Below are 16,904 nucleotides of genomic sequence, written 5' to 3' on the forward strand. Positions count from 1 at the left end.
TTTTTTGTCTACTTTATGAACAAAGCTTTCTTTTAACACTATTATGGAATAATTATACTTTTTTACGTTGACAATAGTGTTGAAGGAGAATATACTAAGCATGTAAGTTGATTGTGAATAGTTTCACAAATAATGTGAATTTCTTCACATATAATAGATAGGAGTTGTCATTATTATGAGTACTTGGACACAAATTTATGACCCATTAAACAATATTTGGTTATCTGCACTAATCGCAGCACTTCCAATCTTCTGTTTTATCATTTGTTTAATGGGACTCAAAATGAAAAGTTACATGGCTGGACTTTATAGTGTGATCGTCGCTATTATCCTTGCAATTTTTGTTTATAAAATGCCAGCAACAGTAGCTGTAGCATCTGCTGGATTCGGTATTTTATCTGGATTTTATCCAATTTGTACTATCGTTATCGCCGCAATTTTCCTTTACAAATTAACTGTTAAAACAGAGCAATTCAACATAATTCGCGATAGTATTTCAAGCATTACAAATGATCAACGTTTACAAGTATTATTAATCGCTTATTCTTTCGGTGCTTTCTTAGAAGGTGCAGCCGGTTTAGGTGTTCCAGTTGCTATCACAGCTGCATTACTTGTAGGTATGGGCTTTAATCCATTAAAAGCAGCAGGTATTTGTTTAGTAGCTAATATCGCTGGTGGCGCTATGGGGGCTATGGGTATCCCAGTTACAGTACCAGCACAATTGACTGAGTTAGATGCATTAACTATAGGTCGTCAAACTGTATTAATTTTACCATTCATTAGTATCATCTTACCGTTCTTACTTGTTTCAATGGTTGATGGAATTAAAGGTATTAAAGAAACTTGGCAAGGTATTCTTGTAAGTGGTGTTTCTTTCGCTATTACTCAATTCGCTGTAACTTACTTCTTAGGCGCAGAACTTACTAACATTTTCGCAGCCGTTGTGAGTATGGTATCTCTTGCATTATTCTTACGTGTTTGGCAACCAAAATCTTCTACTAAAGAAGAAAAGCAAGAAACTAAAGTATCACATACATTCAATCAAATTTTATATGCTTGGTCTCCATTCGTATTCTTAACTGCATTCGTAACAATCTTTAACTTAAAACCGATTAAAGCTTTATTTGCTCCAGATGGTGCGTTAGCAAACTTAGTATTTAACATTCAGTTCCCTGGTCTTCATAATGCTGTTATGAAAACTGCACCAATCACAAAAGCTGATACACCTTTCGCAGCTGTTTTCAAATTTGATGTATTCTCTTCTACAACTACTGCGATTGTACTAGCAATTATCGTTTCACTAATTGTTTACCGCGTAAAAGGTAAAATGGTTAAAGAATTAATGATTGAAACAATGAAAGAATTAAAAGCTCCAGTATATACAATTTGTAGCGTTATCGCTTTAGCTTACGTAGAGAACTACTCTGGTATGTCATCTACACTTGGACTTGCATTCTCTTCTACTGGTAATGCATTCCCAATCCTTTCTCCAATCTTAGGATGGATTGGCGTATTCATTACAGGTTCCGTAGTATCAAGTGGTTCTTTATTCGCACCACTTCAAGCAGTAACTGCAGACCAGTTAAACATCGTTCCTTCTACACTCGTTGCCTTAAACGTAGTAGGTGGTACAATGGCAAAAATGGTTTCACCACAATCTGTAGCAGTTGCTTGTGCGGCAGTTGGACTAGTTGGTAAAGAATCCGCTTTATTTAAAACAGCAATGAAATACAGTTTAATCTTCTTAGCTGTTATTAGCTTACTTCAATTAAACTCTGTATTTAATATCTTTTAAAAATAAAACACCGATCCAAATGGATCGGTGTTTTTCACATTACATTTTTTTATTTTTTAATAAAGAAGCTCCAGCAATTTCAGGGTGCGTCATTTCGAATGGATCTAAAATAATATCCAATTCCTCTTCTGTCAGTACACCATGCTCTAAACATAGCTCCCTAACAGATTTTCCTGTTTCAATCGCTTCACGTGCAATGCGAGATGCTGCTTCATAACCAATATGAGGATTAACTGCTGTAATAATTCCAACACTTTTCTCAACATATTGCTTCAGCAATTCTTCATTTGCTGTAATTCCTTCAATACAATATTCACGGAATACACGGAATCCGTTATTCATAATACTGATAGATTGAATTAAATTAAATACAAGCACAGGCTCCATTACGTTTAACTCTAATTGTCCTGCTTCTGATGCTAAGCAAATTGTATGATCGTTTCCGATTACTTGGAATGCGACTTGGTTAATTACTTCTGCCATAACTGGATTTACTTTACCTGGCATAATAGATGAACCTGGCTGACGTGCTGGTAATTGAATTTCAGCTAACCCAACACGTGGTCCAGACGCCATAATACGAAGATCGTTTGCAATTTTAGACATATTCATCATACATACTTTAAGTGCTGCAGATACTTCTGTATATGCATCTGTATTTTGCGTTGCATCAACTAAATGCTCTGCACCAACAAGTGGGAATCCACTAAACGTTCTTAAATGTTTTACCACTTGTTCAATATACGTAGGATTTGCATTTAATCCCGTACCAACAGCTGTTGCCCCCATATTCACTTCATATAAATGTTGACGAGACTGTTTAATTCTTTTTATATCACGCTCAAGCACTCGGCTATACGCTTCAAATTCTTGTCCAAGGCGAATTGGAACTGCATCTTGTAAATGTGTGCGCCCCATTTTAATAACGTGATCAAACTCTTTTGCTTTTTTACGAAAAGCAGAATGAAGTTCTTCCATTGTAATAAGAAGCTTTTCTAACATCATAAGCGTTGCAATATGAATCCCCGTTGGAAACGCATCGTTCGTTGATTGTGCCATGTTCACATGAGTATTTGGGCTAATTTTCGCATACTCACCTTTTTCATGTCCCATACGTTCTAACGCTCTGTTCGCAATTACTTCATTTGTATTCATATTTATAGAAGTCCCAGCTCCGCCCTGAATTGGATCCACGATAAATTGATCATGAAACTTTCCATCAACAATTTCTTGCGCTGCTTCTGCAATTTCGTGTCCAATATCTTTAGCTAAGTAGCCAGTATCTATATTCGCAAGTGCCGCCGCTTTTTTCACAATTGCCATTGCTGTAATGAGTGACGGATGAATGCGGTATCCTGTAATTGGGAAGTTTTCTACGGCACGTAATGTTTGTACACCATAATAAGCTGCACTTGGTACTTCTTTTTCACCTAAAAAATCTTTTTCTATACGTATATCCTTCGTTGCTATCATTTTTATCACCTATACTTTTTCATTCTAAATCCTTATCCAAAAAATCCGCCCTCTAAAAATACGAGTATCATTCAGAAGAATTTTTCAGTATCCACTTTCACTATATAGCACCTTTTTTGAAAGCGCAAACATTTAATTTTCTATATATCCTTTTTATTAAAGTCTATAGAAAATCATTCTTCCATTTTCCTTATTTCCACTCGTTTAATTTGATGCATATCCTTTTCAAGGACTTTAAAATAAAAACCATGTTTCTCAATAACATCTCCTTCAGCAACGATTTGTTTTTGTACCATAATCCAACCACCAATTGTATCTACATCATCGGCGATTAAGTGTATGCCAAGCAAGTCATTTATCTCACTAATAAGCACTTTTCCCTCTACAAGTTTACATCCTTCACTTACATGCTCTATAGGTGGATTCTCATCGTCATCGTATTCATCTCGAATTTCTCCAACAATTTCTTCTAAAATATCTTCTAATGTAACAATCCCTGCTGTACCTCCATATTCATCATACAACACAGCTAATGGAATATGTTTTCTTTGCATTTGTAATAGCAAATCATGAATAGGAATATTTTCTAGCACCTCAATAACTGGCCTTGTATATGGCATAATCGAGCACTCCTCGTCCCGATTACCATCCATATAACGAATAAATAGATCTTTCACATTAACCATCCCAATAATTTCATCTTTATCTTCACCAAATACAGGATATCTCGTGTACTTTTCTTGTGCAATTACTTTAATATGTGTTTCAAATGGTTCATCCTCATATAATCCTACAACTTCCGTACGAGGTACCATAATTTCCTTTGCTACTCTATTATCAAATTCAAAAATATTATTTACATATTTAAATTCCCTTTGATTAATCTCTCCGCTCTCATAGCTCTCAGATAAGATTAACCTTAATTCTTCTTCTGAATGAGCTACTTCATGTTCAGAAGCTGGATGTAATCCGAATAAACCAGTTACAACCCTTGCTGAACCATTTAAAGCCCAAATAAACGGATACATAACGCGGTAAAAGTAAATAAGTGGCTTCGATAATAATAAGCTAACTTGTTCTGATTTTTGTATAGCAAACGTCTTTGGGGCAAGTTCACCAATGACAACATGTAAAAATGTAATTACTGCAAAGGCAATAATAAATGAAACTGTACTGGAAATTGCAGGTGAAAATTGTAATTTTAAAAACAACGGCTCGAGTAAATGTTTAATGGTTGGTTCCCCTAACCACCCGAGTCCTAAAGCAGTAATTGTAATACCTAGCTGACAGGCCGATAAATATTCATCTAAACTTGAAGTTACCTTTTTAGCTGCCAATGCACCTCGTCTTTTTTCACTAACGAGTTGATCAATACGACTGCTACGTACCTTAATAATTGCAAACTCAACAGCTACAAAAAATGCTGTTAACCCAATAAGAATAACTACCATCAATAATTTTAAAATATCCACATATGTCCTTTAGCTTTCTTAGCTAAAGTTACACCTCCTTTTAAAAAGAAGTTTCACTTTAGTTTCTTCAATTATTGGAAAGCAACCCTATATAAAATTCACCAATTTCAAACCTCATACAATTCTAAAGGTAAACCATCAGGGTCTTGGAAAAAGACGAATTTCTTCTCCGTTATTTCATCAATACGAATTGATTCCGTCTCAACACCACATTGGTTTAAATGCTTCACAGCTTCTTCTATATTTGTAACAGCAAATGCTAAATGTCTAAGACCGGCTGCTTCTGGGAAACTTGGTCGCTCCGGCGGATTAGGAAATGAAAATAATTCAATTTGATATTCTTTTCCTACACATAAATCTAACTTATAAGAATCTCTTTCCTTTCTATATACTTCATTAATTTCTTTAAAACCTAATATTCTAGTATAGAAATACTTTGACACCTCATAATTTGAACAGATAATTGCAACGTGATGCACTCTACATATATTCATACTCTCTCTATTCCTTTCTTTACCAAAGATGCATATTCTCCCTTGAAATGAAAAACATATATAGCAGAATATCTCTTTTAGGGGGCTTACTATGAAATTTATTACTTTTTTCGTCGGACTGATTGTTGTTTTCTTGCTCGCTTATATTGCTAGCAATAATAAGAAACATATTAAATTCAAACCAATTTTCATCATGCTTATTATACAGTTAATTTTAACCTATTTACTATTAAATACAGAAATCGGCCTCATACTTATTAGAATCATTTCCAGTTTGTTTACAAAGCTACTCAATTATGCTGCTGATGGAATAAATTTCGTATTTGGTGGTCTTGCAAATAAAGGCGAAATGCCATTTTTCCTTACTGTATTATTACCAATTGTCTTCATTTCCGTCTTAATTGGTATACTGCAACATTTCAAAATACTACCATTTTTTATTCGTTGGATTGGTTACTTCCTTAGTAAAATAAATGGTCTTGGGAAATTAGAATCATACAACGCTATTGCATCTGCCATTGTCGGCCAATCAGAAGTTTTTATTACAGTAAAAAAACAATTAGCTCAAATTCCAAAACATCGTCTTTATACACTTTGTGCCTCTGCTATGTCAACGGTATCTATGTCCATTGTCGGTGCCTATATGACAATGATTGAACCTAAATATGTAGTAACCGCACTCGTGCTCAATTTATTTAGCGGTTTTATTATCGTACTCATCATTAATCCTTATGACGTTAAAGATGACGAAGATATTTTAGAAATCAAAGGTGAGAAACAAAGCTTTTTTGAAATGCTTGGAGAATATATTCTTGATGGTTTTCGTGTAGCCATTGTTGTCGGCGCTATGCTCATCGGATTCGTCGCATTAATTAGTTGCATTAATGACCTGTTCCTCATTATATTCGGTATTACTTTCCAACAATTAATTGGCTACGTATTTGCACCTATCGCATTCCTTATCGGTGTACCAAGTTCTGAAATTGTCGCAGCTGGTAGCATTATGGCAACGAAGCTTGTAACAAATGAATTTGTCGCAATGATGGACCTTAGTAAAATTTCTAATACCCTTTCTCCCCGTACAGTTGGTATTATTTCTGTTTTCCTCGTGTCTTTTGCCAATTTTTCTTCCATTGGTATTATTTCAGGTGCAGTAAAAGGATTAAACGAAGAACAAGGAAACGTCGTTGCGAGGTTTGGCCTTAAATTACTATATGGAGCTACACTAGTTAGTATTTTGTCTGCAATTATCGTAAGCATTATGTTGTAATTAGGTAAAATTTTATCATTTTCTTATCCCTATCTTTTGTATACAATAACGAATAGATGTCTTATAAAGTGAAACTTTACTCAGAGGTGGCTATCCCCCTCTGAGTATTAGTTGAACCAATCGGGCTTTTACGGGAAGTTAACTCCCACCTAACTTCCTTGCATTCGCTGGACTTTGAGGTGGGAGTTTTACTGCCCGTTAATGTGGGATAAATAATCAAGATATCTATTTTTTATACATGTACAATCGCTTTTATTTAGCGTAAAATATTTTTTATGTGTTTGAATACACTTCTAAATGTATACACTTTGATAGTTTTAAAGGAGAAAAAATGATGAAATCCGACACGAACAACAATACGCGAGCCAAAAACGGACGCTCAAAGAAAAAACGACTACTTTGGTTCCTTCTTATTCCATTACTAATTGTAGCACTTGGAGCTGGAGGATACTCCTTCCATATATACAGTAAAGCAAAATCCGTTTTAAATAATGCTTATGCTGAACTAGGTCGAGGAGATAAATCAAGCAAACGTGAAAAAGCTGTTAAACCTATGACTGATAACATTTCCGTACTTATTATGGGTGTGGACGAAAGTGATATTAGGGAAAAAGATTACGGAAAAGCAACTCGAACAGACGCACTACTACTTGCAACAATTAATAAGAGCGATAAATCCGTTAAACTAGTAAGCATTCCACGTGACTCACGCGTCTACATTAAATCACGTGATAAATACGATAAAATCACACATGCACACGTATTCGGTGGTGTAGACAGCACAATTGATACGGTGGAGAACTTTTTAGATGTTCCAGTTGATTACTATGTAAAATTCAACTTTAAATCCTTTATCAAAATTGTTGATTCTCTTGGTGGTATTACTGTGGACGTTCCAGTTGAGTTCACAGAGCAAAATAGTAAAGATGAAGCTGATGCAATTCATCTAAAAAAAGGACGTCAACATTTAAATGGAGAAGAGGCACTGGCACTAGCTCGAACTCGTCATATCGATAGTGATTATATGCGCGGTCAACGACAACAGCTTGTATTAGAGGCCATTGCTAAAAAGGCACTATCTCTGAATTCCATTAATAAAATCGGTGGCCTACTAGATGCTGTCGATAAAGATTTAAAAACCAATTTAACTTTTGATGACATGATGACAATTACGAAAAATTCAATGGATTCAAATTTAAAAATGGAAAAAATGCAAGTAGAAGGTACAGATAAATATATAGGTGGTATTTATTATTACGTTCCAAATGAAAAAAACGTCAATACTATTTCAACTACCCTTCAAAAACATCTCGGTGTTACGAATAAAAATGAGCATAAAAAATTATAATAAAAAGGCTNNAGCCTTTTTATTATAATTTTCAACATATTTTCCATACACATTGTGACAAAAAGAGACAATTATTACAGCAATGTAACATTTTTTATAAAAACATTACACACATAGTGAAAATAATAGTATACTAGTACGTACATAATGTTATTTTCATCATTTTTATACAAAAAATGTAATACATATGTTTATACATAAATTTCTGGGGGGAAATAAATGAAGCTAAGTAAAATACTGATCGGTTCTGCAATTGCTGGGGGCATATTACTTTGTGTAGGCGGTGTTGGGGGATATCAATATGTATCCAAATTAAATAATCAATTAGATACTACTGCATTACCAAATACTACATTTGAAGGTATTTCTCTCGATGGAAAAAATAAGAAAGATATTCAAGCAATTATTAATCAAAAGGTAACTGAATTAGATCAAAAATCCCTTACCTACATATTCCAAAATGATAAACAAAATTACACGTGGAAAGATTTAGGGATAAATTATAAAGAGAAAGATATTATTGAAAAAATCTTTAAAGAACAAGAAGGAAACGTAATGAATCGTTACAAAATGCGTCAGCAAGCTGAAAACGGTGAATTAAAACGTGACTATAAATTAACACCACAATTAAATGCAACAGCTTATGAAACCTTTATAAAAGATAAATATAATGAAACATTAAAAAATCCTGTTAATGCAGAATTAAGCATTGAAGGATCGACAGTAAATATTAGTCAAAGTCAAAACGGTGAAAAAATTGATAAAGGGAAACTAAACGGTTTAACAAACGAAGCGATTACTACTGGTAAATCAGATATTACATTGCCGGTTACATTAATAAAACCAGAACGTTCTACAGAAGACATACAAAAAATGGGGATTAAAGAAGTCATTGCTGAATATTCTACTCCAATGGCTGGCCGTAACGGAAATCAATCATTTAACGTAAATAAGTCAGCCAATACTTTAAGTGGGGTTATTGTAGCACCCGATGAAACGTTTAGTTTTAACGGCCGCGTTGGCGTAACTGATGCTGCACATGGTTATAAATCTGCAGCAGTATATTCACAAGGTAAAGTAATACAAAGTGCAGGTGGAGGAGTTTGCCAAGTCAGTAGTACTTTATACAGCGCAGCTTTAAGGGCAGATTTAGGTATTGTTTCTCGAAGCAATCATTCTATGCCGGTAAATTATTTACCACTTGGGCAAGATGCAGCAGTAGCAGATTATGGTCCAGATTTAAAATTTAAAAATAATACGGGCAATCATATTTATATTCAAGCATTTTCAAATGGGGGTAGTATTACTACACGCATTTTCGGTACAAATACTGGTAAAAATGTTGAAGTTTCTTCTCAAGTAATTAGTAGAAGTAGTGATAAAATAACAGCGGTTACGTATAAAAAAGTAACACAAAACGGGGAAGTACTATCAAATGGACAAATCTCAAAAAGCGTATATAAAAGCGCCCCAACACAATAGATAATATCCACCAAACAGCATAAAGAAAAAGGCGTGAGTAATCACGCCTTTTTCTTTTGCAGTAATAGTAAAAAAGTTTCAAGATGGTCTTTCGTTTCTTCTAAAGACCACATACGATTTCCTTCCTTCGCAGCTAATACACACGCTTCTTCCCACACGTTCTTTTTCTTCATATTTATTAATTCATCACGTAATTTCAAAACAATTTCTTCTTCTTCTTGCTCAATAAAGTCTTCCATCACGCTTACTATTTCATCCTCATGAATACTTAACGTACAGTACGATTTAAGAAAGTATTGTAATGTCGTATACATAATGTACTCCCCCTTCTTATTTGTCAGATGGATAAGAAGTAATAATCTTAAACCCTAATTCTCCTGACTTATCTCTAGCTAAAACAGTAACAGTTTTTACTAACTTGTCTTTTACACTCATATTTTTCTTTATTACCGTTTTTCCAACTGGGAATGCATGAGTTGTATTTAATACAAGACGAGCCTCTTTAGAATTTTTTAACCAATCTTGAATTTCCTTATCATGTTGCTTCAAGCTATCTTTTACAGCTTTCGTCGCTGTTTCTTTATCATAGTATGTACTTGCTGCTGACACTTTATCTGTCTTCAAGCGATTCTTCAAATCCTCTTCTGATTTGCCTACATGTCTTTCAATCGTATGACCATTTTTAGGTGGTCCTTCCATTTCATCTAAAATATTATCACTAATTTTTTCTACTGATGTAGCTTGATTACCTGTTTGCTTCTCTGTTTTTTGTTCTTTTCCTGTACATCCACTTAAGATCAGCATGAATGCCAATAAACCACTCAAGAAAAGACTGCTTATTCGTTTCATCATATCACCTCTTCCATGATTATTATCGTAACTTCACTAAAAGTCAATTTCACAACAAAAAAATCTATCAGTTTTCATTTTTTTCATCTATTTTCCTACACACTTTCACCAACACCATATTTTCCGCCCCTCTTAATATATACCCCCTAAATTTCATGATTATTTCCCAAATGAAAATACCGATAACAAAATCATATAACCCTTTTAAATAGAGGGTTTTTAAGATTTTTTAAAAACAACTTAAAATACCCCTGTTTTTTTATACCTAATACCCATATAAGGTATACAAACACCTTCTTATCAACATTTTCTACATTATGTAAATTTCCCCTTGCCTATACAATCGAAATATGGTGTAATGCAAAAAAAGATAAAGGATTTTAAACAATGGCTGAAACGATTCAAAATTTCCTAACAGAATACTATTCAATCGCAATTCCACTTAGCATCTTAATTAACATCATCATTAGTCTTTTAGGTGTTATTCCTAGCATCTTTTTAACCGCCATTAACATACAGCTCTTCGGTGTAACAAATGGCACAATCATTTCGATCGCAGGTGAGGCCTTAGGGGCTATTATCTCGTTTTATATTTATCGTATAGGCCTTCAAAAGTTCACTCACGATAAAGTAAATAAGTACCCAAAGGTAGAGCGTCTTCTTTATGTAGAAGGTAGAGAGGCCTTTCTACTCGTTCTATCGTTTCGATTGATACCTTTCATCCCATCAAGTATCGTGACTTTATTTGCAGCTCTAGGGAAAATGTCATTACTCTCCTTCAGTATTGCCAGTACAATAGGTAAAATACCGGCCTTATTGATCGAAGTATATTCGGCATACCAAGTTATGAACGGAACAAATGAAGCGAAGTGGATTGTAACAATCGGCGGTTGTATCGGATTGTTTTATTTGTGGAAAAAATGGAGAAAAAAATAAAGAAGGAGCCTATGCTCCTTCTTTATTTTTGAGGTATTTTATTAATAAATATCCCTTAAAACCTTAGTTTATACCAACAGCACTAAATGATTGCTTAACTGCATTTACTTCAGCAGAATTCGCACCATATAAGTCTGCAGCAGCTTGTACTGCACCAGCACGAGCTTGACTAAATGTAGTAGATTGCGTGAAATACTGTGTATTTGCACGGTAGTAAATCGCACCTAATTTATCTTTTCCGATACCATTTACAGTTACACCAAAATGCGTACCGCCATTCGCTAATAAATAAGCTTGTTTATTAATAATGCCGCTGTTTGTATGAACGCCACCGTTATCACTTGAACCCGTGTAACGCTTAGAATAATGGTCTGGATCACCATACTTTGTAGGATCACTCATAGAACGAAGTGCATCTCCTGGTTTGCCAGGTGTGTAAATATCTTCACCAATCTCCCAATCTGGGTTACGGTTATCATAGAATTCTACTAAAGTACCAAAGATATCAGAAATCGCTTCATTTAAAGCTCCTGATTCATTTTGATAAATTAGATTTGAACTATTTTCCGTAACAGCATGCGTTAATTCGTGACCAATTACATCAATACCACCAGATAATGAAGTGAATGTTACACCATCACCATCTCCGTATACCATTTGTGAGCCATTCCAGAATGCATTATTATACTTACTTCCATAATGCACAGTTGATTTTAATGGTGCACCCGCATCATTAATTGAGTTACGATTAAATGTATTCTTATAGTAATCATACGTGATGCCTGCATAGTAATGAGCATCTACTGCTGCTGCATCATACGCTGCATTGAAAACATTATCCGCATCTGCCCATAATGTTCCTGGTAATGTTGAACGGTTTTTCGCATCATATGTGAAAATCGTTGCCCCACGCGTATTATCTTGTAAGTAGTAAGATGATCCAGATAACGTTGTATTAAGCGACTTCGTATCTCCTAATACACCTTTACCAGTTCCAACTTTATTTGTTCCTGTTACAGGCTTTATAACAGCTTTCGCATCCTGTTTAGGAGCCTCTTGCTTAACTGGTGACTTATCATCATTCGTCACATGATCAATTGTATTAAACTTATTTAATACTTTACCGCTGTCTGCCTCAATGAAATAGTAGTAGTTTCCTGGACTTGGGTCTAGGAAGTTTAAATTCACAACGTATGCATATGTTGTTTCCTCACCATTTTGATATACATATAAGTCCGCTTTTGGTTCCACTTCATATTTCGGTGTTACTCCTAAATCTTGCTGCGCAATTTCAATCGCTTTTGTGCCTTCAATCTTATTTTTATTTTTCAACTTTTCCTTTTTGTCTAAATCAGGTGCAACTGTTCCAGACAACACTTTTAAAGAACCGTCTTTACTTACGTGAGCTACTTGAGTAGAACCCCATACAGGCACTCCTTCGTACACTTGTTGCATACGTACTACTGTTGAATCAGTTACAGCATCTTTCTTCACTTGTTTCACTTTGAAAGAATCTTGCGCACTCTTTTCCCCTAGCTTATAATCACCTTTTGCTGCATTTAAGTAATCAAACACAACAGATTCTGCTTTCTTGCCAGTCGCTTCAGTTAGATCACCAGAAATAAACTCAGGTGACTGCACCGTCTCATTGTACTTCTTCGTAGAGAGCACATTTTTAGAATCCGCAAATGCAGAGCCTGTCCCTCCAAACGTTGTAACTGCCATTCCTGTCGCTAACACTAATGCTAAACTCTTCTTTTTCATATAACCTTCCCCCTAATAAAAAATTTTTTGAAAAAGAGTAGTTTCATATTAGCATTATGTTTCCACTATTAATATACTAAAAATTCAAATAATTATTTTCTCAAGTTTTGTAGAATTTTGAGGAACAAATATTGAAAAAACCCCTTTCCGGTTGGAAAGGGGTTTCTCAATATTTTCTTAACCATAAATATCTGGATTTGAGTAATTTATAACCTTTTCTTCTGAAAAATTAAAACCATAAATATCTGGATTTGAATATTTTATACTACCTTCTTTTAAAGAGTTCAATCCATAAATATCTGGATTTGAGTAATTTACTGATCCTTCTTTTAAAGACTTTACTCCATAAATATCTGGATTTGAATAATTAACTCCTAAAGAAAGAATCGTTACTATCCCAAAGCCCACTACACCATATATACGCTTTTTCAATTCAACTCCTCCTTTTCTTCCAAAACTTTAATAACTTCTTTATAATATTTATTGCTTTCCTCGTACTTAAATTCATTCTCTAAATACATAGCTAATTCTAAATAAGCATTTTTTAATTCCTTCATACTACCTATACTCTTAAAGAACGGAATCGCCTCATTTTCTAAAAATCTCTTAAATTCTTGAGATTCCCCAAAATATTTATACTTAAATATACAGAATGAATAAATCATTTTATTGTATTTTTCATCACTCCGTGAGCAATCAATTCCTTTTTCTATCCATTCCTGCGCTTCTTCATAACGTTTAAGATGAATGCATTGCTTAGCTAGTCCATAAATTGTTTCAATATAATTCATATTGACAGTCTTCTGCAATTCGAAACTTTGAAGAAAATAGTTTTTAGATTTATCATGCTTATTCTTATAATGGTATAATTCTCCCATATTATTTAAAGTCATAGCTTTAATCATGTCTTTTTCCGCAAAAGAATCCACTTCTCTTAATATGCTTTCATAAATCTTTAGAGCTTCTTCATACTGGGCTTTTTCCACATAACTTAAAGCGATGATTGTTTGACAATTTATTACATAACGGAATTTGTATTCGTTACGGAACCCTTCCATAGCAATATGAGCAAAATGCATGGCTAAATGTGGTATATTTAGGTGACTATACGCAAGGCTCAAGTTATAATATATACCAGTTTCATAATACCCTTGCTCTTTAGCCATTTCTTCCGTTTCAATTAAATATTCCAAACTTTCCTTATGCTTATATTGCAGACTACGTAGTAATGCCTTACTGTACGTATACAACATCTTCTGAAAAGGTGAATATTTCTTGTACACTTTCTTCAATCTGTCCAACTCTTCTTCAACAGCAGGAAAATCCCTTTTCATAATTAAATACCGCGTATACAGCAGTTTATAATAATTTATAATTTCAAAATCCAACACATGCTTCATTTCACCTTGCAACTCTTCATATATACGTTCTACTTGTTGCTTGTCCAAATGAACTAGTGCATTCAACCACTCATCCAGCTTCCCCTTCACATCTTCCTCTACATCTCTCAAATCCGTCACGGCAATTTCTAGTCTTGTGCAGAGCAATTGTAGAATTTCTTCTGATGCTTCGATCTTTCCATTTTCAATCTTACTTAAGTATGAGACAGAACAAATGCCCTGACATAATTCTTCTTGTGTCATTTTTTGCTGAAGCCGTTTATAAAAGACTTGTTTGCCTATTTTTTCTAATGTTTGTTGCATTGTCCTCCTCCATTCTCATTACCCCATTACTCTAATAATACATAAAATCTGGAGAAATATAAATTGATAAATATAAATTTTCTAAAAAATATGCATAATTTCATTTTTTTCTCTCTTGACTTCACATCAATATCTCTTCTTTGCTACGAATGGTGAAAAGTTGGTATACTATAACCAAATTATGGAGGTGTTCTCGCGATGACTCATTATAAAGACGATAGTTATGCCTTACATACAGACCTATATCAAATCAACATGGCTTATACATATTGGAAAGATGGTATTCATAATCGCCGTTCTGTGTTTGATTTATACTTTCGAAAGCTTCCATTCGAGAACGGTTATGCTGTTTTTGCTGGCCTTGAGAAAATTGTAGAGTACATAGAAAATTTCAGTTTTACTGAAAGCGATATCGCTTATTTAGCAGAATTACAATTTGAAGAAGAATTCCTTCATTATTTACAAAATATGAAATTCACTGGGACGATTCGTAGTATGCAAGAAGGCGAAGTTGTATTTAATAACGAGCCTTTATTACGTGTTGATGCACCACTTGGTGAAGCACAAATTATTGAAACCGCTCTCTTAAACATTGTGAATTACCAAACATTAATTGCAACAAAAGCAGCTCGTATGAAACATGCTGCAAATAATGATGAACTTTTAGAGTTTGGTACGAGACGTGCCCACGAGTTCGATGCTGCCCTTTGGGGGACACGAGCTGCCTTTATCGGTGGTTTCTCCTCTACAAGCAATGTGCGTGCTGGAAAACGCTTCGGGATACCTGTTGCTGGCACACATGCTCATTCTTTCGTACAAGCGTATCGTGATGAATATATCGCATTTAAGAAATACGCTGAAACTCATAAAAAGTGCGTCTTTCTCGTTGATACATATGACACATTGAAATCTGGTGTTCCAAATGCAATTCGCGTCGCAAAAGAATTTGGAGATCGTATTGATTTCTATGGCATTCGTCTTGATAGTGGTGATATGGCTTATTTATCTAAAAAGGCACGAAAATTATTAGATGAAGCAGGATTTACAAATACAAAAATTATCGCTTCTAGCGATTTAGATGAATACACAATTATGCACTTAAAATCTCAAGGAGCAAAAATTGACGTATGGGGTGTCGGAACAAAATTGATTACGTCATTTGAACAACCAGCATTAGGGGCTGTCTATAAACTAGTTGCGATTGAAGATACTGACGGAAAATTAAATGATACGATTAAAATTTCATCTAATCCTGAAAAAATCACCACTCCAGGACTTAAACGCATTTATCGTATTATCAATCGAGTTAATGATCATGCAGAAGGCGATTATATTTCGTTAGATTCTGAAGAACCCGGAAAAGAAGAACGCTTAAAAATGTTCCATCCAGTTCACACGTATATAAGTAAATTCGTAACAAACTTTGAAGCCCGTGAACTGCATAAAGATATTTTCGTTAACGGTGAAAGAACATATGAACTACCAAGCATATTAGATATTCAAAAATATAACGAACAGAGTCTCGCACTATTCTGGGAAGAATATATGCGAACTTTAAATCCCGAAGAGTATCCTGTCGATTTAAGCCAAGAGTGCTGGGATCATAAAATGAATTACATTCAAACAGTTCGAGAGCAAGTTGAAAAAAACATACAAAAGTAAACTTCTCTATAGCCTTTTTAGGGGTACTGCCACATGCCTATCAACTTAAAAATTCAGAATTACCCCAAAACGAAAAAATGAACTTTTTGTTACAAGTTAACACAAAATTTTGTTCTGGAGGCACTAAAAAATTTTAGCTTGATAGTGATGGGACCTCTATATAAAAAACCACAGTTTATACTCAAACTGTGGTTTTTCGACGTGCAATGATTTATCAACATCTCTTTTTATTCTTTAAAATCTGCAACAGAACCAGGATCCCCCTCAAAGTATAAATTCCAAGGAGAGGATCCGTTTTTTATTTACTTATATACGTACAGCTGTACCACTTACAGCAACCATTAACATTCCATCACGAACAACTTCGTAATCTACGTCAATACCAACGATTGCGTTCGCACCTTTTTCTTTTGCGAGTTCTTTCATTTCGTCCATCGCAATATCACGAGCGTCTTTTAGCTTACTTTCATAAGCACCAACACGGCCACCGACAACATCACGAACTGAAGCGAATACATCGCGGACAATATTTGCCCCCATAATAGCTTCACCATTTACAATATCAATATACTCAATAATCTCTTTACCTTGAATTCCAGAAGTTGTTGTTACAATCATGACTGACACTCTCCTAATATCTTATAATTTTTGATTAG

At 34.5% G+C, this 16,904-nt stretch carries 15 protein-coding genes; 6 read left to right on the forward strand and 9 right to left on the reverse strand.

What is annotated here, in order from left to right; genetic code table 11:
- The first annotated feature begins 175 nt into the window (after positions 1–175).
- Complete coding sequence (locus COK05_RS18545; protein WP_098613770.1) at positions 176–1,795, forward strand: L-lactate permease; 1,620 nt, start codon at positions 176–178, stop codon at positions 1,793–1,795.
- A gap of 39 nt (positions 1,796–1,834) precedes the next feature.
- Here COK05_RS18545 and aspA read toward each other — a convergent pair whose 3' ends face one another.
- The 3 genes from aspA to gloA2 all read right to left on the reverse strand — a co-directional run bounded on the left by aspA (position 1,835) and on the right by gloA2 (position 5,234).
- Positions 1,835–3,268 (reverse strand): aspartate ammonia-lyase, encoded by a 1,434-nt coding sequence (aspA, locus tag COK05_RS18550; protein WP_098613771.1) that lies wholly within the window; start codon positions 3,266–3,268, stop codon positions 1,835–1,837.
- A 173-nt stretch (positions 3,269–3,441) separates the two neighbouring features.
- Positions 3,442–4,719 carry a hemolysin family protein gene (locus COK05_RS18555; protein WP_141539161.1) on the reverse strand — a complete coding sequence of 426 codons (1,278 nt, stop codon included), beginning with the start codon at positions 4,717–4,719 and terminating at the stop codon, positions 3,442–3,444.
- Between the two features lie 128 nt (positions 4,720–4,847).
- Positions 4,848–5,234, reverse strand: coding sequence for an SMU1112c/YaeR family gloxylase I-like metalloprotein (gene gloA2 / locus COK05_RS18560; RefSeq protein ID WP_098613773.1), 387 nt, complete (start codon positions 5,232–5,234; stop codon positions 4,848–4,850).
- 91 nt (positions 5,235–5,325) lie between these two features.
- Here gloA2 and COK05_RS18565 point away from each other — a divergent pair, with 91 nt between their 5' ends.
- The 3 genes from COK05_RS18565 to COK05_RS18575 all read left to right on the forward strand — a co-directional run bounded on the left by COK05_RS18565 (position 5,326) and on the right by COK05_RS18575 (position 9,334).
- Entirely contained in the window at positions 5,326–6,504 is a 1,179-nt protein-coding gene (locus tag COK05_RS18565) for a NupC/NupG family nucleoside CNT transporter (RefSeq protein ID WP_098613774.1), read from the forward strand.
- Between the two features lie 331 nt (positions 6,505–6,835).
- Positions 6,836–7,852 (forward strand): LCP family protein, encoded by a 1,017-nt coding sequence (locus COK05_RS18570; RefSeq protein ID WP_141539159.1) that lies wholly within the window; start codon positions 6,836–6,838, stop codon positions 7,850–7,852.
- A 219-nt stretch (positions 7,853–8,071) separates the two neighbouring features.
- Positions 8,072–9,334 (forward strand): VanW family protein, encoded by a 1,263-nt coding sequence (locus COK05_RS18575; RefSeq protein WP_098613776.1) that lies wholly within the window; start codon positions 8,072–8,074, stop codon positions 9,332–9,334.
- A gap of 41 nt (positions 9,335–9,375) precedes the next feature.
- On the opposite strand, the gene COK05_RS18580 is transcribed toward COK05_RS18575, so the two are convergent.
- Positions 9,376–9,648, reverse strand: a complete 273-nt coding sequence (locus COK05_RS18580; protein WP_098613777.1) for a hypothetical protein — start codon at positions 9,646–9,648, stop codon at positions 9,376–9,378.
- A 16-nt stretch (positions 9,649–9,664) separates the two neighbouring features.
- A complete protein-coding gene (locus tag COK05_RS18585) occupies positions 9,665–10,183 on the reverse strand; it encodes an RNase A-like domain-containing lipoprotein (protein WP_141539160.1) in 519 nt (172 codons plus the stop codon).
- 387 nt (positions 10,184–10,570) lie between these two features.
- Between COK05_RS18585 and COK05_RS18590 the strand changes: the two genes are divergently transcribed.
- A complete protein-coding gene (locus COK05_RS18590; protein ID WP_098613779.1) occupies positions 10,571–11,119 on the forward strand; it encodes a TVP38/TMEM64 family protein in 549 nt (182 codons plus the stop codon).
- A 63-nt stretch (positions 11,120–11,182) separates the two neighbouring features.
- Here COK05_RS18590 and COK05_RS18595 read toward each other — a convergent pair whose 3' ends face one another.
- From COK05_RS18595 to COK05_RS18605, 3 genes are all read right to left on the reverse strand, one after another.
- The gene (locus COK05_RS18595) at positions 11,183–12,883 is read right to left on the reverse strand and encodes a M4 family metallopeptidase (protein ID WP_098613780.1); all 1,701 of its coding nucleotides are present in this window, start codon (positions 12,881–12,883) and stop codon (positions 11,183–11,185) included.
- 177 nt (positions 12,884–13,060) lie between these two features.
- A complete protein-coding gene (locus tag COK05_RS18600) occupies positions 13,061–13,315 on the reverse strand; it encodes a Phr family secreted Rap phosphatase inhibitor (protein ID WP_176539454.1) in 255 nt (84 codons plus the stop codon).
- Positions 13,312–14,586: a tetratricopeptide repeat protein gene (locus COK05_RS18605; protein WP_098613781.1), complete on the reverse strand. Its 1,275-nt coding sequence runs from the start codon at positions 14,584–14,586 to the stop codon at positions 13,312–13,314. Before COK05_RS18605 ends, COK05_RS18600 begins: the two co-directional genes overlap by 4 nt.
- A 198-nt stretch (positions 14,587–14,784) precedes the next feature.
- On the opposite strand from COK05_RS18605, the gene COK05_RS18610 reads away from it, so the two are divergent.
- Positions 14,785–16,248 (forward strand): nicotinate phosphoribosyltransferase, encoded by a 1,464-nt coding sequence (locus tag COK05_RS18610; protein ID WP_098613782.1) that lies wholly within the window; start codon positions 14,785–14,787, stop codon positions 16,246–16,248.
- A 306-nt stretch (positions 16,249–16,554) separates the two neighbouring features.
- Here the strand turns inward: COK05_RS18610 and COK05_RS18620 are convergent, their stop codons facing one another.
- Positions 16,555–16,866 (reverse strand): heavy metal-binding domain-containing protein, encoded by a 312-nt coding sequence (locus COK05_RS18620; protein ID WP_098613783.1) that lies wholly within the window; start codon positions 16,864–16,866, stop codon positions 16,555–16,557.
- Positions 16,867–16,904 lie beyond the last annotated feature (38 nt).

It is taken from the genome of Bacillus cereus (assembly GCF_002567495.1).
Classification (GTDB): Bacteria; Bacillota; Bacilli; order Bacillales; family Bacillaceae_G; genus Bacillus_A; species Bacillus_A cereus_AQ.

Coding starts and splice junctions, on each gene's coding strand:
- COK05_RS18610 (WP_098613782.1), top strand. CDS start 14,785: ATGACTCATTATAAAGACGATAGTTATGCCTTACATACAGACCTATAT.
- COK05_RS18555 (WP_141539161.1), bottom strand. CDS start 4,719: ATGGTAGTTATTCTTATTGGGTTAACAGCATTTTTTGTAGCTGTTGAG.
- COK05_RS18590 (WP_098613779.1), top strand. CDS start 10,571: ATGGCTGAAACGATTCAAAATTTCCTAACAGAATACTATTCAATCGCA.
- COK05_RS18580 (WP_098613777.1), bottom strand. CDS start 9,648: ATGTATACGACATTACAATACTTTCTTAAATCGTACTGTACGTTAAGT.
- COK05_RS18595 (WP_098613780.1), bottom strand. CDS start 12,883: ATGAAAAAGAAGAGTTTAGCATTAGTGTTAGCGACAGGAATGGCAGTT.
- COK05_RS18620 (WP_098613783.1), bottom strand. CDS start 16,866: ATGATTGTAACAACAACTTCTGGAATTCAAGGTAAAGAGATTATTGAG.
- COK05_RS18605 (WP_098613781.1), bottom strand. CDS start 14,586: ATGCAACAAACATTAGAAAAAATAGGCAAACAAGTCTTTTATAAACGG.
- gloA2 (WP_098613773.1), bottom strand. CDS start 5,234: ATGAATATATGTAGAGTGCATCACGTTGCAATTATCTGTTCAAATTAT.
- COK05_RS18575 (WP_098613776.1), top strand. CDS start 8,072: ATGAAGCTAAGTAAAATACTGATCGGTTCTGCAATTGCTGGGGGCATA.
- COK05_RS18565 (WP_098613774.1), top strand. CDS start 5,326: ATGAAATTTATTACTTTTTTCGTCGGACTGATTGTTGTTTTCTTGCTC.
- COK05_RS18585 (WP_141539160.1), bottom strand. CDS start 10,183: ATGAAACGAATAAGCAGTCTTTTCTTGAGTGGTTTATTGGCATTCATG.
- COK05_RS18545 (WP_098613770.1), top strand. CDS start 176: ATGAGTACTTGGACACAAATTTATGACCCATTAAACAATATTTGGTTA.
- COK05_RS18570 (WP_141539159.1), top strand. CDS start 6,836: ATGATGAAATCCGACACGAACAACAATACGCGAGCCAAAAACGGACGC.
- aspA (WP_098613771.1), bottom strand. CDS start 3,268: ATGATAGCAACGAAGGATATACGTATAGAAAAAGATTTTTTAGGTGAA.